17 protein-coding genes are annotated in these 17,932 nt (G+C 65.2%); 11 read left to right on the forward strand and 6 right to left on the reverse strand.

Annotation, left to right across the window (positions count from 1 at the left end):
- Positions 1-49: 49 nt before the first annotated feature.
- The 3 genes from uvrB (at position 50) to ABD088_RS12440 (ending at position 4,856) form a co-directional block, all read left to right on the forward strand.
- Positions 50-2,152: an excinuclease ABC subunit UvrB gene (gene uvrB / locus ABD088_RS12430; protein ID WP_343902244.1), complete on the forward strand. Its 2,103-nt coding sequence runs from the start codon at positions 50-52 to the stop codon at positions 2,150-2,152.
- 178 nt (positions 2,153-2,330) lie between these two features.
- A complete protein-coding gene (locus ABD088_RS12435) occupies positions 2,331-3,374 on the forward strand; it encodes a TerC family protein (RefSeq protein WP_343902245.1) in 1,044 nt (347 codons plus the stop codon).
- A gap of 108 nt (positions 3,375-3,482) precedes the next feature.
- The gene (locus ABD088_RS12440; protein ID WP_343902246.1) at positions 3,483-4,856 is read left to right on the forward strand and encodes an MFS transporter; all 1,374 of its coding nucleotides are present in this window, start codon (positions 3,483-3,485) and stop codon (positions 4,854-4,856) included.
- Here ABD088_RS12440 and ABD088_RS12445 read toward each other — a convergent pair.
- Positions 4,853-6,169, reverse strand: coding sequence for an alpha/beta fold hydrolase (locus tag ABD088_RS12445; protein WP_343902247.1), 1,317 nt, complete (start codon positions 6,167-6,169; stop codon positions 4,853-4,855). The genes ABD088_RS12440 and ABD088_RS12445 overlap by 4 nt on opposite strands.
- A 145-nt stretch (positions 6,170-6,314) precedes the next feature.
- Between ABD088_RS12445 and ABD088_RS12450 the strand changes: the two genes are divergently transcribed.
- The 3 genes from ABD088_RS12450 to ABD088_RS12460 all read left to right on the forward strand — a co-directional run bounded on the left by ABD088_RS12450 (position 6,315) and on the right by ABD088_RS12460 (position 8,707).
- Positions 6,315-7,187 carry a metal-dependent hydrolase gene (locus tag ABD088_RS12450; RefSeq protein WP_343902248.1) on the forward strand — a complete coding sequence of 291 codons (873 nt, stop codon included), beginning with the start codon at positions 6,315-6,317 and terminating at the stop codon, positions 7,185-7,187.
- Positions 7,188-7,313: 126 nt separating this feature from the next.
- Positions 7,314-8,498, forward strand: coding sequence for an ATP-binding protein (locus ABD088_RS12455; protein WP_343902249.1), 1,185 nt, complete (start codon positions 7,314-7,316; stop codon positions 8,496-8,498).
- A 20-nt stretch (positions 8,499-8,518) separates the two neighbouring features.
- Positions 8,519-8,707, forward strand: a complete 189-nt coding sequence (locus ABD088_RS12460) for a hypothetical protein (RefSeq protein ID WP_343902250.1) — start codon at positions 8,519-8,521, stop codon at positions 8,705-8,707.
- Between the two features lie 22 nt (positions 8,708-8,729).
- On the opposite strand, the gene ABD088_RS12465 is transcribed toward ABD088_RS12460, so the two are convergent.
- Together ABD088_RS12465 and ABD088_RS12470 are read right to left on the reverse strand one after the other, a co-directional pair.
- A complete protein-coding gene (locus ABD088_RS12465) occupies positions 8,730-11,264 on the reverse strand; it encodes a DEAD/DEAH box helicase (protein WP_343902251.1) in 2,535 nt (844 codons plus the stop codon).
- A gap of 253 nt (positions 11,265-11,517) precedes the next feature.
- Positions 11,518-12,006, reverse strand: a complete 489-nt coding sequence (locus ABD088_RS12470; protein WP_343902252.1) for a MarR family winged helix-turn-helix transcriptional regulator — start codon at positions 12,004-12,006, stop codon at positions 11,518-11,520.
- A gap of 102 nt (positions 12,007-12,108) precedes the next feature.
- Between ABD088_RS12470 and ABD088_RS12475 the strand changes: the two genes are divergently transcribed.
- A complete protein-coding gene (locus ABD088_RS12475; RefSeq protein ID WP_343902253.1) occupies positions 12,109-13,011 on the forward strand; it encodes an NADP-dependent oxidoreductase in 903 nt (300 codons plus the stop codon).
- A 222-nt stretch (positions 13,012-13,233) separates the two neighbouring features.
- Here ABD088_RS12475 and ABD088_RS12480 read toward each other — a convergent pair whose 3' ends face one another.
- On the reverse strand, positions 13,234-13,842 hold the full coding sequence (locus ABD088_RS12480) for a flavin reductase family protein (RefSeq protein ID WP_343902254.1): 609 nt from the start codon (positions 13,840-13,842) through the stop codon (positions 13,234-13,236).
- 274 nt (positions 13,843-14,116) lie between these two features.
- Here ABD088_RS12480 and ABD088_RS12485 point away from each other — a divergent pair, with 274 nt between their 5' ends.
- The gene (locus ABD088_RS12485) at positions 14,117-14,641 is read left to right on the forward strand and encodes an AAA family ATPase (RefSeq protein ID WP_343902255.1); all 525 of its coding nucleotides are present in this window, start codon (positions 14,117-14,119) and stop codon (positions 14,639-14,641) included.
- Positions 14,642-14,990: 349 nt separating this feature from the next.
- Here ABD088_RS12485 and ABD088_RS12490 read toward each other — a convergent pair whose 3' ends face one another.
- Positions 14,991-15,419 (reverse strand): hypothetical protein, encoded by a 429-nt coding sequence (locus ABD088_RS12490; protein ID WP_343902256.1) that lies wholly within the window; start codon positions 15,417-15,419, stop codon positions 14,991-14,993.
- Between the two features lie 166 nt (positions 15,420-15,585).
- On the opposite strand from ABD088_RS12490, the gene ABD088_RS12495 reads away from it, so the two are divergent.
- Both ABD088_RS12495 and ABD088_RS12500 read left to right on the forward strand, forming a co-directional pair.
- Entirely contained in the window at positions 15,586-16,383 is a 798-nt protein-coding gene (locus ABD088_RS12495; protein ID WP_343902257.1) for a trans-aconitate 2-methyltransferase, read from the forward strand.
- 90 nt (positions 16,384-16,473) lie between these two features.
- On the forward strand, positions 16,474-16,677 hold the full coding sequence (locus ABD088_RS12500; protein WP_343902258.1) for a hypothetical protein: 204 nt from the start codon (positions 16,474-16,476) through the stop codon (positions 16,675-16,677).
- 24 nt (positions 16,678-16,701) lie between these two features.
- On the opposite strand, the gene ABD088_RS12505 is transcribed toward ABD088_RS12500, so the two are convergent.
- Entirely contained in the window at positions 16,702-17,373 is a 672-nt protein-coding gene (locus tag ABD088_RS12505; protein ID WP_343902259.1) for an MBL fold metallo-hydrolase, read from the reverse strand.
- A 105-nt stretch (positions 17,374-17,478) separates the two neighbouring features.
- Here ABD088_RS12505 and ABD088_RS12510 point away from each other — a divergent pair, with 105 nt between their 5' ends.
- On the forward strand, positions 17,479-17,859 hold the full coding sequence (locus ABD088_RS12510) for a GntR family transcriptional regulator (RefSeq protein ID WP_343902260.1): 381 nt from the start codon (positions 17,479-17,481) through the stop codon (positions 17,857-17,859).
- Positions 17,860-17,932: the final 73 nt, after the last annotated feature.

Consider the following 17,932-nt stretch of genomic DNA (forward strand, 5'->3'; position numbering starts at 1 on the left):
GTCGGCAGGAACAGTGCATCGTGTCGGAGCCGGGGCGTAGCCTTGATCCATGAGTCTTGCCCAGGAAATCAACCGTGTCGTCGCCCCGTTCGAGGTCATCAGCGACTACGAACCGGCAGGCGACCAGCCCCAGGCGATCAAGGAACTAGCCGAGCGCGTCAACGGCGGGGAGAAGGACGTGGTCTTGCTCGGTGCCACCGGTACCGGCAAGAGCGCGACGACAGCGTGGTTGATCGAAAAAATCCAGCGGCCCACGCTCGTCCTGGTGCAGAACAAGACGTTGGCCGCCCAGTTGGCCAACGAGTTCCGTGAACTGCTGCCGAACAACGCCGTCGAATACTTCGTCTCGTACTACGACTACTACCAGCCTGAGGCCTACGTCCCGCAGACCGATACGTTCATCGAAAAGGACTCATCGGTCAACGAGGAGGTCGAACGCCTGCGGCATTCGGCCACCAACACGCTGCTCACCCGACGCGACGTCATCGTGGTCGCCACCGTCTCCTGCATCTATGGTCTGGGTACCCCCGAGGAATACGTTGCCGGGATGGTGACCCTGCGCAAGGGGATGGAGATGAACCGCGATGACCTGCTGCGCAAGTTCGTCTCGATGCAGTACGCACGCAACGACATGGACTTCCACCGCGGAACGTTCCGCGTGCGCGGGGACACCGTGGAGATCATCCCCATGTACGAGGAACAGGCACTGCGGATCGAGTTCTTCGGCGACGAGATCGAACAGATCCACACACTGCACCCCCTCACCGGGGACGTGATCCGCGAAGAGGAAGAAATGTATGTCTTCCCCGCCAGCCACTACGTGGCTGGCCCCGAACGCATGAACCGGGCCATCACCGACATCGAGGACGAGCTGCGCGTGCGGTTGAACGAACTCGAGGGGCAGAACAAGCTGGTCGAGGCCCAACGGCTCCGCATGCGCACTACCTACGACCTGGAAATGATGCAGCAGATGGGGTTCTGCAACGGCATCGAGAACTACTCACGGCATATCGACGGCCGCGGACCGGGAACCGCCCCGCACTGCCTGCTCGATTACTTCCCGGACGACTTCATGCTGGTGGTCGATGAGTCCCACGTGACCATCCCGCAGATCGGTGCCATGTACGAGGGGGACATGTCGCGTAAGCGGACCCTGGTCGAGCACGGCTTCCGTCTGCCCTCGGCCATGGACAACCGACCCCTGAAATGGGACGAGTTCCTCGACCGCATCGGCCAGACGGTCTACCTCTCGGCCACCCCGGGCAAATACGAGTTGGGCAAGGCCGACGGTGTCGTCCAGCAGATCATCCGCCCGACCGGACTGCTGGACCCGGAGATCGTGGTCAAGCCGACCAAGGGACAGATCGACGACCTGCTGGAGGAGATCCGCACCAGGACCGGCAAGAATGAACGGATCCTGGTCACCACCTTGACCAAGCGCATGGCCGAGGACCTCACTGGATACCTCACCGAACACGGGGTCAAGGTCGAGTATCTACACTCCGACGTCGACACCTTGCGCCGCGTGGAACTGCTCCGGGAACTGCGCATGGGCGTTTTCGACGTGCTGGTGGGCATCAACCTGCTCCGCGAGGGCCTGGACCTGCCGGAGGTCTCCCTGGTGGCCATCCTCGATGCCGACAAGGAAGGTTTCCTGCGTTCGGGAACTTCGTTGATCCAGACCATCGGCCGTGCTGCCCGAAATGTGTCGGGCCAGGTGCACATGTATGCCGATCGGATCACTGATTCGATGGCGCATGCCATCTCCGAGACGAACCGCCGTCGCGAGATCCAAGAGGCCTACAACAAGGAGCGCGGCGTGGATCCCGTGCCGTTGCGCAAGAAGATTGCCGACATCACCGATCAGCTGGCCCGCGAGGACGCCGACACCCAGGAACTGCTGAACAACCAGCGGCTCGCCAAGGGCAACCGCAAGTCCACCGCAAAGACCCACCAAGCCGAAGCCTCAGTGCGCCGAGACGGTTTGGCGGCCGTACCGGCGGAGGACCTGGTGGACCTGATCACCCAGTTGACCGATCAGATGCACGGTGCAGCAGCCGAACTGCAGTTCGAGTTGGCTGCACGGCTGCGCGACGAGGTCGGGGACTTGAAGAAGGAGCTGCGCCAGATGCAGCAGGCGGGCCACGCCTGAGCAAATGCTGTAGGATTTCGGGAGCGTAGGGGAGTATCCCAAACACTGTGGACGTCAACACGTGGGGCATCGTTGCCCCGCCGGGCACAGCGGCCGCCCCGGGGACCGGGCCGGCGGAGAGACTTGCGGCCATGCCCCATATCCCCAGCCGGCGCCTAGCGCGCCCGGAAAGGTTACCGTGTCGGAACACCTGACAACCCAATTCGAAGTGATCTCGTTCGTGGTCCTCGGACTGATCCTGCTCTTCGACCTCTTGTACGTGGTCAAGCGACCCCACGAACCCTCCATGAAGGAAGCCGGACTCTGGGTCGGCTTCTACGTGGCGCTGGCCATTGTCTTCGCTGGAGTCCTGTGGTGGCAGGCCGGACCCGACTACGGTCAGGAATTTGTGGCCGGCTGGGTCACCGAATACAGCCTGAGCGTGGACAACCTGTTCGTGTTCATCATCATCATGGCCAGGTTCTCGGTACCACGGAAGTACCAGCAGGAAGTGCTGATGTTCGGCATCATCATCGCGCTCATCCTGCGCGGGATCTTCATCCTGCTGGGCGCAGCGCTCATCGAAAACCTCACGTGGATCTTCTACATCTTCGGCATCTTCCTGCTGTGGACCGCCTGGAAGCAAGCCACCGGCAGCGATGACGATGAAGATGAAGGCGAAAGCGGTCTGGTCTCGAAGCTGACCGCCAAGCTGCCGGTCAGCAAGAACTTCGACGGCAACAACCTGCGCACCACCATCGACGGCAAGCGCATGTTCACGCCGATGGTCCTGGTCTTCATCACCATCGGCATGACCGACCTGCTGTTCGCCGTGGACTCGATCCCCGCCATCTTCGGCCTCACCCAAAGCGCGTTCATTGTCTTCACTGCGAACATCTTCGCCTTGATGGGGCTGCGCCAGCTGTACTTCCTGCTGGGTGGCCTGATGGAACGGCTGATCTTCCTCAAGCATGCACTGTCGATCATCCTGGCATTCATCGGCATCAAGCTGATCTTCCATGCCATGCACGAGAACGAACTGCCCTTCATCAACGGTGGCGAAGGCATCCACTGGGTACCGGACATCAGCACCGGCTTCTCGCTGATCGTGATCGTCGGGACACTGATCATCGCCACAGTGGCCAGCCTGATGAGCCCGGCCGGCAAGCGTGCTGCCGCCGAGGCCAAGGCGCAGTCTGCTGCGGAGCAGGGCACCACCGAGGATCCGGAAATCAACTACTAGCATCCCCGCCACGAAGGCCCGGAGAACCGTCTGAACAACGATTCTCCGGGCCTTCGTTCGTCCGTGCACCGCCTCCAGGCCGGAAACGCTGCTTGGTACGCTGCTGGGGTGACCGAGCTCCCCGCAGCAGAAGATCCGACGCCCGGCGTCCATCGGCGTCAGCAGCGCCGGGTCGTCACCACCCTTTCCGTGGCCCAACTGCTCAGCGGCATCGGCAACGGCTCCGGGCTGGCCCTGGGCTCGCTGATGGCCGTGGAATTGACGGACAGCAACGCCTTTGCCGGTGCCCCCACCATGGCGATCTCCGTTGCCGGCGCGCTTACCGCACTGCCCCTGGCCGGTATGGCTATCCGTCGGGGACGCCGTATTGCGCTCTCCACCGGCTTGATGATTGCCGCCCTGGGCGCGGTGGGCATGGCCCTGACGCCCGTGGTGGGTAGTCTCGGTTTGCTCCTGGTCTCTGCTGCTCTGCTGGGCGTGGGGAACGCTGCCAACCTACAGGCCCGCTTCGCCGCGACCGATCTGGCCGCCCCCGCAAGCCGCGCGCGCGATCTGGGCCTGGTGGTCTGGGCCATCACCATCGGAGCGGTGGCCGGCCCCAACCTGATCGGACCCGGCGCCGCCTTGGGGGCGCGCTTGGGTCTGCCCGAGATGAGTGGACCGTTCCTGTTCTCGCTGACGGGCATGCTGCTCTCCGTCGTCGTGCTCACTATCGGGTTGCGTCCCGACCCGTTGTCGCTGGTCCGGACGGAACCGACTGCCGACAGGACGGAGGCAGCCGCTCCATCGGCCATCCGCGGCGGGATGGCGATCCTGCGCGCCAACCCGGCAGCCCGGCTGGGCGTGCTGACCATTACCGGATCGCATCTGGTCATGGTGGCCGTCATGTCCATGACCCCCGTGCACCTGAAGGACCTGGATGCCCTGGCCTCCGGCGGTGCGGGGGCGCAGATGGCCGGACACCATCCCAGCCTGGACGTGTTGGTGCTGATTGGCTTCACGATCTCGCTGCATATCGCCGGCATGTATGCGCTCTCGCCGCTGGTGGGCCTGCTGGCCGACCGGCGCGGACGGATCACCACCATGCTCATCGGTGACGCCGTTCTGGTCGCTGCCCTGCTGACCGCCGGGCTGGGGGCCTCCCACACGCTGGCGGTCACCACGGGGCTCGTGCTGCTGGGGATCGGCTGGTCGTTGGCGACGATCTCGGGGTCGGCCTTCGTCGCCGAGTCCGTGGCGGCGGGCCACCGGGTCCCCATCCAGGGGCTCTCCGATGCGCTGATGGGAGTGGCCGGTGCGGTCGGGGCCGCCGGCTCCGGGGTGGTGCTGGCCCTCATCGGATTCCGCGGTCTGGGCCTGGCGTGTTTGGTGGTGGTGGTGCTCGTCGCCGTCGCGGCGGTGCGGCAGGCCCGCAGAACGGCGACGAGTACGCACGAGGCCACCACCGGTGTCCCCGTGCGCGGTGCCGACGTTCCGGACTAGGCGTTGCCTTCGTCGGTGGGTGTGGTCATGCCCAGCAGCCGGGCGAAGATGGCTGCACCGTCGTCGGCGATTCCGTCATGGTGGAAGTCAGCGGTTTCCCAGACCTGCAGGCCCCTGACCTTGTCGGCGGTGGCCCGGCTGATGTCCCGGTCCACGTAGACGTCGTCGGTGTACACGGCGGCGGCCACTGGCACCGCGTTGGAGGCGAGCTGTTCGACGTCGTACAGTGTTGGCCATTTCTCATGCTCGGCCAGGACACGGGCGACGTCCTCCAGCGGCCGCAGCGCGGGGTCTTCGCGGAAGTACCAGCTGTAGACCATTTCGCCGGTGAGCAGCGGCTCGACTGAGCCGGGGTCGAAGGCCGGGAACTCGACGGCGATGCGTTCGGCGGCCCAGTTGGTTGCCTCGCCCTGGGCGTAGATGGATTCGTGCATGAGCGCGTAGAGCGGGTTCGAGGCCCGGCTCGCCTGGTGGAAGAGGACCTCGGCGAAGGCGTCGGAGAGCCGTGGGCCCGCAGGAGTGGGGATGAAGGCGCCCTCGAGGACGAAGTGCAGCTGGTCCATACGGGTGTTGCCGCCCAGGAACTGGCCGAGCATCTGGACCAGGCCCCCGGTGATCCGGCGGCCGTCGGGAAGGTGCTCGTGTTCCTGTTCGACGTGGCGCATGATCCGGTTCAGCACGATCCGGTCCTCCGGGTAGCGCGCAAAGTACTCGGCGTTGCGCGCGGCCATGCGTGCGTAGGTGGCACGGTAGACGTCTTCCGGTCGCCCCTGCAGGGGGCCGAGTCCTCCGGTGACCAGGCAGCGGTCCAGCGCCGCCGGGGCCAGGGACAGGTAGGTGAGCGTGCAGAATCCACCGTAGCTTTGGCCGTAGGTGCTCCAGGAGGTGATACCCAGTTCGGTGCGGATGGCTTCGGCGTCGGCCACGATCGAGTCGGCCCGGAAGTGGGTGAGGTAGGAAGCCTGGGCCGCTGCGTCGCCACGCAACGGCAGGGACTGCCGGTTGGCCGGGGTGCTCAGGCCGGTGCCGCGCTGGTCCAGCAGCAGGATGCGGAACGTCTTGGCCGCTTCGGCCATCCACCCGGTCAGGCTGGATACGCGGGGGCCCTGTCCACCGGGACCGCCCTGCAGATAGAGCAGCCACGGCAGTGCGTCGGGAGCCTCGTGCTCGAGCGAGCTGATCTCCCGGGCGAAGATGGTGATGGATTCCCCGCCCGGCCGGCCATGGTCCAAGGGGACGGTGAAGTAGTGTTCGGTGGCTCGCAGGCCGCGGAATTCGTGGGTAGCTGCCACGCGGTGCATCAGGGCGGTCATGTGATCAACACTACCGGGCACGACGGCGCGCGGCGGCTCCCAGGTGTCGGTGGCGATGCCTAGGGTGGTTACGCGCGTTGGCCCGGGGGAGTCGGTCGACACTGCAGCCCCAGACACACCTTCCAGTGAAAGCGAGCCACCGCCCATGATGGGAGGACACCATGCAGCCAGCGGCGCAGCCGTCTGGATTGCCGCCACCACGCAGCCGGTGATCGCGTTGGGGCCGGTGGCGGAGCGCCTGACGTTCCTGCCCGCCGAGGTTCCCTTGGGTTTTGGCCTGCTCGATATCACCCCGGCGGGTGTCCTCGCCGGAGCGATGGCCTGTGCGGGAGCCGCCTTGCTGCCCGACGCCGATCACCGGCACGCGACGATTGCCCAGTCACTGCCCCCGGTTTCCAACGTGGTGTGCGCCGGGATCGGCGAGGTCGCCGGCGGGCACCGCAACGGGACCCATTCGCTGTTCGGCATCGCCGTTTTCACCCTGGCCGCCTACCTGTTGGGGTTGTGGCAGGTCGAGCTTCCGCGCTACGGCACGGTCTTCCCCGGGGCCGGCCTGTCAGCTGTCCTGCTCATCGCCTTTGCGCTGAAGGCCCTGAAGTTCATTCCCGACTCGATGCGGCGCCTGCCGTGGCTGGTGTCGATCCCGGCCGGTGCCTTTGTGGCGCTCTTCGCGCCCGAGCAGCAGTACTGGTTCGTGCTGGCCATGCTGCTGGGCACGGCGACACATATCGTCGGGGACCTGCTCACCGTCGGCGGCTGCAACCTGATCTGGCCGCTGAAGATCCGGGCACCCCGGATCGTGCGGCGGCTCCCCGTCCTGAAACACGTCTGGCGCAGGAGCGGCCGGCTGGCCGTCCCCGTGTTGGGCAAAGCCGGATCATGGCGTGAATGGCTGCTGTGCGTGCCGGTCTCCGTCTACGCCTTCCTGGGGATCACGGTCCCGGCCATAGAGATCGCCAGGACCCGGGCGCAGCCGCTGCTGGCACTGCTGCCCTGGCTCCTTCCGACGTCGGCGTAGCCGCTGTTAGGATCCACAAGCATGGACGATGAACTCAAGCGGTTCCTGAGGAATTTCAACACGCTGGCTGACACGGCAGCGTCGTTGCAGATCGGCGCTCACCAGGGCGAATAGGTGTGGGACGCCGTGGAAGCGCATTTCGGATGCGGCTCCGCAGGAATTCCCGCGGTCACCGAGGAGTTCGGTGGGCATCGGCTGGCCGACGCCTCCATCCTGCTCTCCGGCATGGACGGAATCGAGCGGTTGGTGGGTGTCGGATCTGAGGAACGACACCACATGTCCTTGGGTGACCTTCTGCAAAACCGGCGTCACCACAGGGCACCGATCGCCGAGCCGGACTACCGAACCGTCGACGTCGGACCCGATCAGAATCACCGTATTGTCGACTACGGACTGTTCCTGGTGGACGGATCCCACGGGCGCTTGGCAGTGCTGCTGCGAGGCCCCAATCCCCAATTTGGCAGAGCCGCGGCCAACCTGGAGATCCTGGGTGAGCATGCAGAGCAGGTTGACGCTTTCACCGCCTGGTTCCGTGGGGAAATGCGGGCCCAAAGCATCTACCGCGGACACGTCGTTTCCTTCTCCGCCAACGAGTTCGAGCCCACAACTGGCGGCGTGACGTTTCATCGGCGGCCGCAGATGACGGCCGGAGACATCATCCTTGCGCCCGGAGTGCTGTCTTCGGTGGAACGCCAGGTGATCGAGCTCGGCCGGCAGAGGGCAGCGTTGCTGCGGGCCGGACAGCACCTGAAGCGCGGGGTGCTGCTGTACGGGCCACCAGGGACTGGCAAGACCCACATGGTGCGGTACCTGCTCTCGCGTTCGGAGGGGACCACGGCGATCCTGCTGTCTGCCGGGTCGCTCTCCCTGGTTGCCGAGGCCGCGCGGATGGCCAGGGCACTGCAGCCGGCCATCGTCGTCCTGGAGGACTGCGATCTGGTGGCGGAAGATCGGGGCTTTGGCATGGGTTCCCAGCCACTCTTGTTCGAGTTGCTGGAAGCCATGGATGGACTCGACGCCGATGCTGACGTTGCCTTCGTGCTCACCACCAATCGGGTGGAGACCTTGGAACGCGCCCTGGCTCAAAGACCGGGGCGCGTCGACCTGGCCGTCGAAATCCCGAAGCCCGGTGAAGCCGAGCGCCGGGCCTTGCTCGGGCTCTACGCGGGCCCCTCGGGTTCTCAGAGGATTGCGTCAATCGGGCGGCCGAACAGACCGATGGGACCACTGCTTCGTTCGCCAAGGAACTCGTCAGGCGCTCCGTTTTGCGAGCGGCACTCCAGGACCGAGACGCCAGCGACGATGACCTGACGGCCTCCGTGGAGGAACTGATGGCTGCCGAATCCGCACTCACGCGGAGCCTGCTGGGCGCCGGTAGCGTACCGAACTCGGAGGACGACGGGGTCCACGATTTCGGCGGTACCGGAGAGGCGCTGACCTACGGATCGTCCTTCGGCTGGGCACCGTCACCCGGAGCGGAATCACGGATCGCCGGGTTCACCGACGATACCGAAAGCTAGCGCGGGGACTCCGGCAGACGGCCTAGCCCAGCCGGCCCACACCCGTCACGGTGACCACTGCCGAGCCGGCCTCGTCCGAGTCCGCCAGGTTGACGACCGCGTCGATGCCCCAGTCGTTGTTCCCGGCGGGGTCCTTGAAGATCTGCCGGACCTTCCACTCGGTCCGCGTCGGGGTGATGATCAGCAGCTGGGGGCCGCGCGCCGCGGGGCCGTCGTCGATGTCGTCGTGCTCGTCGAAGTAGGCGTCCATGGCATCGGCCCAGGTATCGGCGTTGAACCCGTTGTGCCCATCGAGGTCCCCGAGCGTCCCGTCCTGCTCATCGGCGAAGAGCTGGACACGGCGGAACATCTCGTTGCGGACCATCACCCGGAAGGCCCGTTCATTGGAGGTCAACCGCTCCGGGGCCGGCGGGGTGATCTCGGCAGCCAGGTCCCCGGGCGCCTCGCCCTGGGAGAGTTTCTCCCACTCGTCGAGCAGCGAGGAGTCCGTCTGGCGGACGAGTTCGCCGAGCCATTCGATGAGGTCCTCCAGGTCCTCGCGCAACGCATCGCGGGGGACCGTCTGGCGCAGGGCCTTGAACGCGTCCGTGAGGTAGCGCAGCAGGATGCCCTCGGAGCGTGCCAGCGAGTAGAACTGGATGTACTCACCGAAGGACATGGCCCGCTCATACATGTCGCGCACCACCGATTTGGGGGAGAGCTCGAAGTCGCCCAGCCACGGGGCACCCTGGCGGTACGTCTCGAACGCCTGTCCCAGCAACTCGGCCAGCGGCTGGGCGTAGGTGACCTCATCCAGCGCGTTCATCCGCGCCTCGTATTCCATGCCCTCGGCCTTCATCGCCGCGACTGCCTCGCCGCGGGCCTTCTTCTCCTGGGCGTTGAGCACCTGGCGGGGCTTTTCCAAGGTGGCCTCGATGATGGAGACCACGTCCAGGGCGTAGGTGGGGGACTCGCGGTCCAGGAGTTCCAGGCTGGCCATGGCGAAGGGGGAGAGTGGCTGGTTCAGGGCGAAGTTCTGCTGCAGGTCCACGGTCAGGCGCAGTAGGTTGCCGTGCTCGTCGGGTTCGGACAGGCGCTCCACGACGCCGGTGGCCAGCAGTTCGCGCAGGATGCCCAGTGCCCGGCGGAGCAGGATGCGCTGCCGTGCCGGCGGCTCGTGGTTTTCCGTGAGCAGGCGTCGGGCGGCGGCGAAGGAGTTGCCGGGCCGCTCCAGGAGGTTGAGCAGCATGGAGTGGGTGACGGTGAACGACGACGTCAAGGGCTCGGGGATGGAGGCGACCATCTTGTCGAAGGTCTTCTCCGACCAGGAGACGAAGCCCTGCGGTGGTTTCTTCTTCACGACCTGGCGCAGCTTTTTCTGGTCGTCACCGAACTTGGCGACTGCCTTGGTCATCGCCTTCTTGTTCTCGATCGCGAACTCCGGGGCCTGGACCACCACGGTTCCCGCGGTGTCGTAGCCGGCGCGTCCGGCCCGGCCGGCGATCTGGTGGAATTCGCGGGCGTTTAGCGGGCGGGTGCGGATGCCGTCGTACTTGGACAGGGCGGTGAGCATGACCGTGCGGATCGGGACGTTGATGCCCACGCCCAGGGTGTCGGTCCCGCAGATGACCTTGAGCAACCCGGCCTGGGCCAGCTGCTCCACCAGGCGGCGGTATTTGGGCAGCATGCCGGCATGGTGGACGCCGATCCCGTGGCGGACCAGGCGGTTCAGTGTCTTGCCGAAGCCGGTGGCGAAGCGGAATCCGGCAATGAGCTCGGAGATCCGGTCCTTCTCCTCGCGGGTGCAGACGTTGATGCTCATCAGGGACTGGGCGCGGTCGATGGCCTCGAGCTGGCTGAAGTGCACCACGTACACGGGCGACTGGTGGGTGGCCAGCAGCTCCTCCATCGCCTCCTGGACCGGCTCTTCCGAATAGTAGTTGTGCAGCGGGATCGGGCGCTCGGCATTGGCCACCGTGGTGGTTTGCCGGCCGGTGCGCAGGGTGAGCTCGTCCTCGAAGCGGGTGACGTCACCCAGGGTGGCCGACATCAGCAGGAACTGGGCCTGCGGCAGTTCCAACAGGGGCACCTGCCAGGCCCATCCGCGCTGCGGGTCGGAGTAGAAGTGGAACTCGTCCATGACGACGGGGCCCAGGTCGGCTTCCTTGCCCTCACGCAGGGCGACGTTGGCCAGGATCTCAGCCGTGCAGCAGATGATCGGGGCGTCCTGGTTCACGGACGAGTCACCCGTGACCATGCCGACGTTCTCCGCGCCGAAGATATCGCACAGGGCGAAGAACTTCTCGGAAACCAACGCCTTGATCGGTGCCGTGTAGTAGCTGCGTTCGCCACGGGCCAGCGCATGGAAATGTGCGGCAACAGCCACCAGGGACTTGCCCGAACCCGTCGGGGTGGCCAGGATGACGTTGTTCCCCTCGACGATCTCCATCACCGCCTCGTCCTGCGCCGGATACAGCGAGATCCCGCGGTCCTCGGTCCAGGTCAGGAAGGAGGCGTAGGTGGATTCGGCGGTCGCCCCGCGTGGTGGCGCATCGGGCAGGAGCTCAGTCAGTTTCATGATGCAACCAGCCTATCTCCCACAAGGCACGACGGCGGTGCCGGGCCAGGTGCGGTGCTGGCGGTACCAGCAGGGCAGTGGTGCCGGTTGTGGTTGTCCCGTTTGGCCGAACCTTCACCGGGCATTACATGCGGGACTCATCGGAACTGGTGGCTCGCCATGACGTCGTCATGAATGTCTAGTCCTAATGATGTCCTGCCGGTCCCGGTGGACGACCGTTTACCGGGCGCCATTTCGCTGTGCTCCGAACGGCTTAGCGAGCTCGAGGTGGCAAGAGACCTATGCACTCACTTCGAAGCGGTGTGAGGATGGCCTCCGTGAGGTCCTCCAGCTGGTTCAGTTGCTGATGGTCGAGAAGCTCGAACACTCGGGCACGGACTTCCGCGACGTAACCAGGCTCAACTTGGTCCAGAAGGCTCGCCCCCTCCGGCGTCAGCCTCGCGAGAGTTTTGCGCGCATCTGCTGGGTCCGCGCTTCGCGCGAGAAGATTTCGCTTCTCCAGCCGCCCGACAATCCGTGACAGGTGCGATGGCGTCACACTGGCAGTGGCAGCCAGGCGGCTCATGTGAATTTCGCGGTCCTCGCTCAGCGACAGACAACGCAGTACCCCGTACTCGGCGTGGCTGAGATCGGCGGATCCTGCCAGGTAGGTATCCAACTCCGCGGGAAGCCACATCATGACGCCCACCAGCAAGGACCACGTCCGGTCCTGTTGCGGCGAAAGGCGATCTGAAACTGGCATGGTCACATCATAACGTTACTTGCTGCGGAAAGGAATTCGGAGTAGCGTCATTTTCCGCAGCAAGCATTTGCTGCATGTTCCTCACCAGAAAGCAGAAATGACATGCGCGCTGCCCGCTTCCACGCATACGGCCCTCCCGACGTTCTCGTCATTGAGGACGCGCCGGAACCACATGCCAGTGAAGGTTCGATTCGGATCAAGGTGCACGCCACGAGCGTGAATCCCATCGATGTCATCGTGCGCGCCGGTCATCTGGACCAGTTCCTGCCGCTGACCCTGCCCGCCATCCCGGGTCGGGACGCTGTCGGTGTCGTCGACGAGCTCGGCCCGGGTGTGACAGATACCCAGGTGGGCGACGTCGTGTTCGGACTGGGCGGGGTCAGTGACACTACTGCCGAGTTTGCGATCCTGACTGCATGGAGCCCAGTCCCCGAGGGATGGTCGACTGCGCAGGCTGCCGCGGCGGGGCTCGCGTCCGTCACCGCCGCAGGTGTTATTGAAGCGTTGGGTGACCTGAGCGGCAGGACATTCCTCATCGAGGGTGCTTCCGGTGCCGTAGGCAGTGCAGCCGCAGCGTTCGCCCTCGCGGCCGGTGCCACCGTCATCGGCACAGGGCGCGAGAGCAACCATCCGTACCTGGAGTCGCTCGGTATTCTCCCAACAACATACGGTCCGGGGCTGGCCGAGCGTGTGGCTGTCCTCGCGCCCGGCGGGGTGGACGCCGCCCTGCATGCGGCCCCGTCCGACTCGTTACCTGACCTGTTGAGCATCGTGGGGGACACCTCCCGGGTAGTCACCGTCATAGACGACCAGGGCGCTGCGCAACTCGGCATCAGAAAGGTCGACGCCCGCAACGACTCGGCCCTCCTGCGGTATGCCGCTGCGCTCGGACGGGAAGGGCTCTACACGCCCCGCGTCAACCATGAGCTCTCTCTGCGGGACATCATCGAAGCCCACAGCCTGGCCGAAAACGGCGTGGGCAAGGTCGTCATCATGCAGCCCTGACCGCCGCGTCATGCTCGTTTCGCGGGACTGGGCCAACAGCGTTGAAGGATGCGCGCCGGGCGCGCGATGACGTCAAACACCATTCACACGAAGCCACGTCGCGACAAGTGGGCCCGTAGACTGTTCCGCTTGCGGAGACGGCACCTGCCCTTGAGTGACGGGGGCCTTGCCGCCCCACGAGTGCCACAGTAGGGGCCCGGGACGGTCGACGGTCCTGAAGTACTAGCTAGGCCGCACCAGATCGAAGCGGCCCTCGGCAAGGACCTCGAAGTAGGCACTTGGTCCGCCTGCGCGCAGAACCGGCTGGGCGAAGGCCGTCTGGTATATGCCGTTGGGAATCAGGGATTCATCGATGTGCACCGCGATGACTTCCCCGATCGTGAGTACGCCGGTAGACGTTTGCCCGTCTGACCCGCGCAAGGGAATGACGTCACTGACCCGGCATTCGAAGCTCACGGGCGAGGCTGCGACCCGCGGGGCACTGATATCTACGGAATCGGCGGCTTCCAAACCGGATGCGACGAATTCATCTACTTCGGACGTCGTCGATGTTGCGTTCATCTGTTCTGCCAGGGCGCGCGTGACAAGGTTCCAGGTGAATTCTCCCGTCAGCTCGGCATTGCGCGCGGTGTGCTTGCTCTCGGTACTTGAGAAGCCGATGAGCGGCGGCGTGTAGGAGAACGCATTGAAGAAGCTGTATGGCGCGAGGTTGCGAACTCCAGCCGGGGAAAGCGTGCCGATCCAGCCTATGGGACGCGGCCCGACAATGGCGTTGAACGGATCGTGCGGAAGCCGGTGGCCTTCTGCTGGGCGGTAGAAGTGCGAAGTCATGTGCTTAGTCAATCATCCATCGGACAGGACCGACTCGTTCTCTCCAGGCAGGCAATATCCCCCGGGTCCCACGGAAAATACCTGCGACCCCACGCTCGTCCTGGGGGTGATGAAAAGGCTGGTCCGTGCTGCCCGGTTCGATGCCAGTGCAGCGCCGCTTGAACATGGATATATGACGATGGACGAGTTGGCTGGTGTCCCGTATGCCGTTCCCCTTACGGGCACGCTTCTGGGCTTAGCAACGAGGACACTTTGCCACACTAGAGTTCGGTCCATGATCGTTTGGCTCAACGGCACCCACGGATCGGGAAAGACAACAACGAGTGCGCTCGTTCAGCGAATGCTGCCTGACTCTCGCATTCTCGACGCTGAAAAGGTCGGCGAGGTGCTCATGGACGTTAGGCCCGGGCTACCTGAAACGGGCAACTTCCAACACTGGGAGCCATGGCGGCCGCTCGTTGTCGAAACCGCGCGGCGCGTGCTTGAGTTCACCGGAGGCACCCTCGTGATGCCGATGACTGTCCTGGTCGAGCCTTATTGGCGAGAGATCAGCGACGGTCTGACCGGGCACGGCATTCCGATCCGGCATTTCGTGCTTCATGCCGACCAAGCGACGCTGCGCGATCGAATACAGAATGATCAAGATATGGGCCCCTCAGCGTTCCGCTTCGCATATCTGGAGCCATACGCTGAGGCCGCCCGTACCTGGCTCCACAACGACGCCGAAGTCATCGACACCACAGACATCACACCGCACCAAGCTGCCCGGCACATCGCGGACTCGGTGCTTGGCCGCTGAAGGTGCTGGCTTCCGGCATGCCAGTTTTCCTCTCTGCGTCTCGAGCGGAAGACTAGCGTGAAGTAGTTATTGGCTTCCGCATCCCACGATGGCTCAGCTGTTGCCGCAGTTGGCCGAGCTCGGCCTCCGGGACAGGCGAACCGGCAAAATTGGGTTCTTGACCCTCCGTGGGGGGCGTCGATGGCCAATTGCCTGGCCACTGGGTATCGACGAGCCACTTGTCGAACCATCACATCTGGTGAATCCACATAGGTGGATGCCACCGTACCGGGGAGGCGAACACGGCAAGTGTTCCGTGGGGAATCGGTGCAGAGCGGTTGCCCTGCACGGGCCGGCTTGTGAGCTTCAGTTACGGCGCTTGACGAAGCGGCCTGGTTCGCTGCTTCCAGAGCCCGTCCCAATGCTTCGGGTATTCAAAGGGCTGAACAATTACTTGCACGTCGTCGTCGTGCCTGATGACTCCAGGACGATTCGAGCGAAGCTCGACCCAAGGAATCTTGTAGTTGTCCAGCAGGGCCAGATACTCCCGGCACATGTCCAGTAGATGTGTGGCCGACGATTTGAACCAAGCGGAGGCGTCGCCGACGGCGTAGCAATCGGGAGACTTGATCGTGGGGTCCGGATAGAGGGCATTCGCCGTGCGGTTGGCTTCTCGGTGCCACGCCAAGTCGGCGTCGGAGAGCATCCCCTTGGCTGCCAGCCCATTCGCCAGGGCAAATACTCCAGGGAATGTTCCGCGGCGGTTGGGAACAGCACTCTGAAAACGAACGTAATCCATGAACCGAATCCTATTCAGCTTCGGGGCGGGTGACGTGCTTGCGACACCGGCGGCATGGCGGTGTCCGCATGGAGCCACCCCCGAGTTTCAGCCGGGTCGACGGCCGAAACGGGGAGATATTCAAGCGGCGCGAACGCGGACCGCCCGGACTGGATAGTCTGTCCCCATGAAATGGAACCCCGCCAAATACGTGCAGTTCGCCTCCCACCGTGACCGGCCCTTCTTCGAACTGACGCAGCGGATCAACGCGGATGCTCCACGGAAGGTGGTCGACCTGGGCTGCGGACCGGGCCCACTGACCGCCGCGCTCGCCGACCGCTGGCCTGATGCACACGTCTCGGGGCTCGACGCCTCGGCCGAGATGATCGGGAAGGCCGCCACCGACCACCAGCGCCCGAATCTGGCCTTTGCCGAATCCGACGCGACGACGTGGACGCCCGAGCCGGGAACCGATGTGCTGGTCAGCAATGCGATGTTGCAGTGGATCCCCGGACACCGGGAGCTGATGGCCGGGTGGCTCGACGAACTGGAACCTGGAGCTTGGTTCGCGGCCCAGGTGCCCGGTAACTTCGGGGCCCCCTCACATGCGCTCATGCGGGACCTTGCGGCTCGCCCGCACTGGGAATCCCGCCTCAAGGGACTGACCCTGCGCAAGGACGCCACCGCCGAACCGGAGACGTACCTTCGACTGCTGCTGGACTACGGGTTCGAAGCCGACGTGTGGGAGACGACGTACTCCCAGATCCTGCGCGGTGAGGACCCGGTGTTGGAGTGGGTGCGTGGCACCGCCCTGCGCCCGATCCTGTCGGTGTTGGGGGAGCAGGATGCGCAGGAGTTCGAGGCCGAGTACGCCGACCTCGTCCGGGAGGCCTACCCGCCGTTCACCGGGCCCGAGGGGGACCAGCTGACGGTCTTCCCGTTCCGGCGGATCTTCATGGTCGGGCAGAAGACCGCCGCCCGCTGACCCCGCAGGGTGGCCTGCTGCTCTTCTCTTCGCCCGGGGTCGGTGGTAAAGCGGGAGATAGGGACCGACCAGGAGCACCAGGAGCACGCCGTGGAACACATCCTTCCCGCCACCTACCAGAAGTATCTCGACGCCGCACCGGAGCGGCAGATCGGCACGTTGCGACCTGTCCTGCTCGAATCCGCTGCCGAGGGGGATACCGGGGTGGTGGTGCGCTTCATGGGGACCGAGGTCCAGGCCATGACCTCCGAGAAGGTGCCCTTCGGCGAAATACGCGAAGAACACATGGAGTAGGCGGGGCTCCGGCGACCGCCGGGGTCACCAGCCGCGCTCCCGCCATTCCGCCAGGTGCGGGCGCTCGGCGCCCAGGGTGGTGCCGTCCCCATGGCCGGGGTGGACCAGCGTGTCATCCGGGTAGGGCTCGAAGAGCCGGTTCACGACGTCGTCGTACAGGGAAGTGAAGCGTTCCGGGTCCTTCTCCGTGTTGCCGACGCCCCCGGGGAAGAGGCTGTCACCACTGAAGATGTGGGTGGGGCCCGCCGGGTCCCGGTAGACGTAGGCGATCGAACCCGGGGTATGACCGCGCAGGTGGACTGCGGTGAGGTCGAATCCCTCGAAGTTCCCGACGTCTCCGTGGTCCAGCGTCACGTCGATCTCGACGGCCACCTGATCGCGGATCCCTGCGGCGTCGGCAGTGCCGGCCGCAGTGCGCACCCCGGTCTCCTCGGCAAGTTCCCTCAGCGCCCGGATGTGGTCCCAGTGCTGGTGGGTGGTGGCGATCAACGCCAGCTTCGGCTTGACGGGGGCATCGTCCGCAGCCTCGGCGAGCAGGCGGCGCAACGCCGGGGCGTCATCTGCCGCGTCGATGAGGACCTGCGCCCCGGTCTGCTTGTGGGTGATCAGATACGCGTTGTTGGCCATGGTCGACACCGAGACGCTGCGGATCGTGACATCGGCGAGGTCGTGCAGCAAGGAATCCTGTGTATTCATGTGCATAGCCTAGACGCGCCCCTCGGACGCCGGCAGGCGTGGCCCGGGTACCGTGAAGTCACCACACCCGCGACCGCACCGGCCCGATCACTTCCAGGAGCTCCCGTGAACGATGACGACGTATTGTCCTTTGTCTCCATTCGTCAGGACACCGCGGCCCACCCGTACGAGCAGATCCGCCAGCAGGTCCTTGATGCGATCGCCGCGGGGCGTCTGGTCCCCGGAGCCCGGCTGACCTCCGTCCGGGCGCTCGCCGGACGGCTCGGCGTGGCAGTGAACACGGTGGCGAGGTCCTACCGCGAACTGGAACAGGCGGGGGCCGTCGAGACGCGGGGTCGCCATGGGACGGTGGTGTTGGCCACCGGCTCCGAGGCGGACAGGAGGCTGGCCGCCGCTGCGAACGACCTGGTGCAGCAGGCGGTCCAATGGGGTGTTGACGAGGGACGGACCCTGGAATTCGTCAGGGCAGCCTTCCGCGGGCAGTGAACACCGGGTAGCCACGGGCCCGGAACGACGGGCCGCGACACGTCGTTAGAACGTGTGTTCGAATGGGATTTCG

Origin of the sequence: Arthrobacter rhombi (assembly GCF_039526245.1) — a bacterium.
Taxonomy (GTDB): domain Bacteria; phylum Actinomycetota; class Actinomycetes; order Actinomycetales; family Micrococcaceae; genus Arthrobacter_H; species Arthrobacter_H rhombi.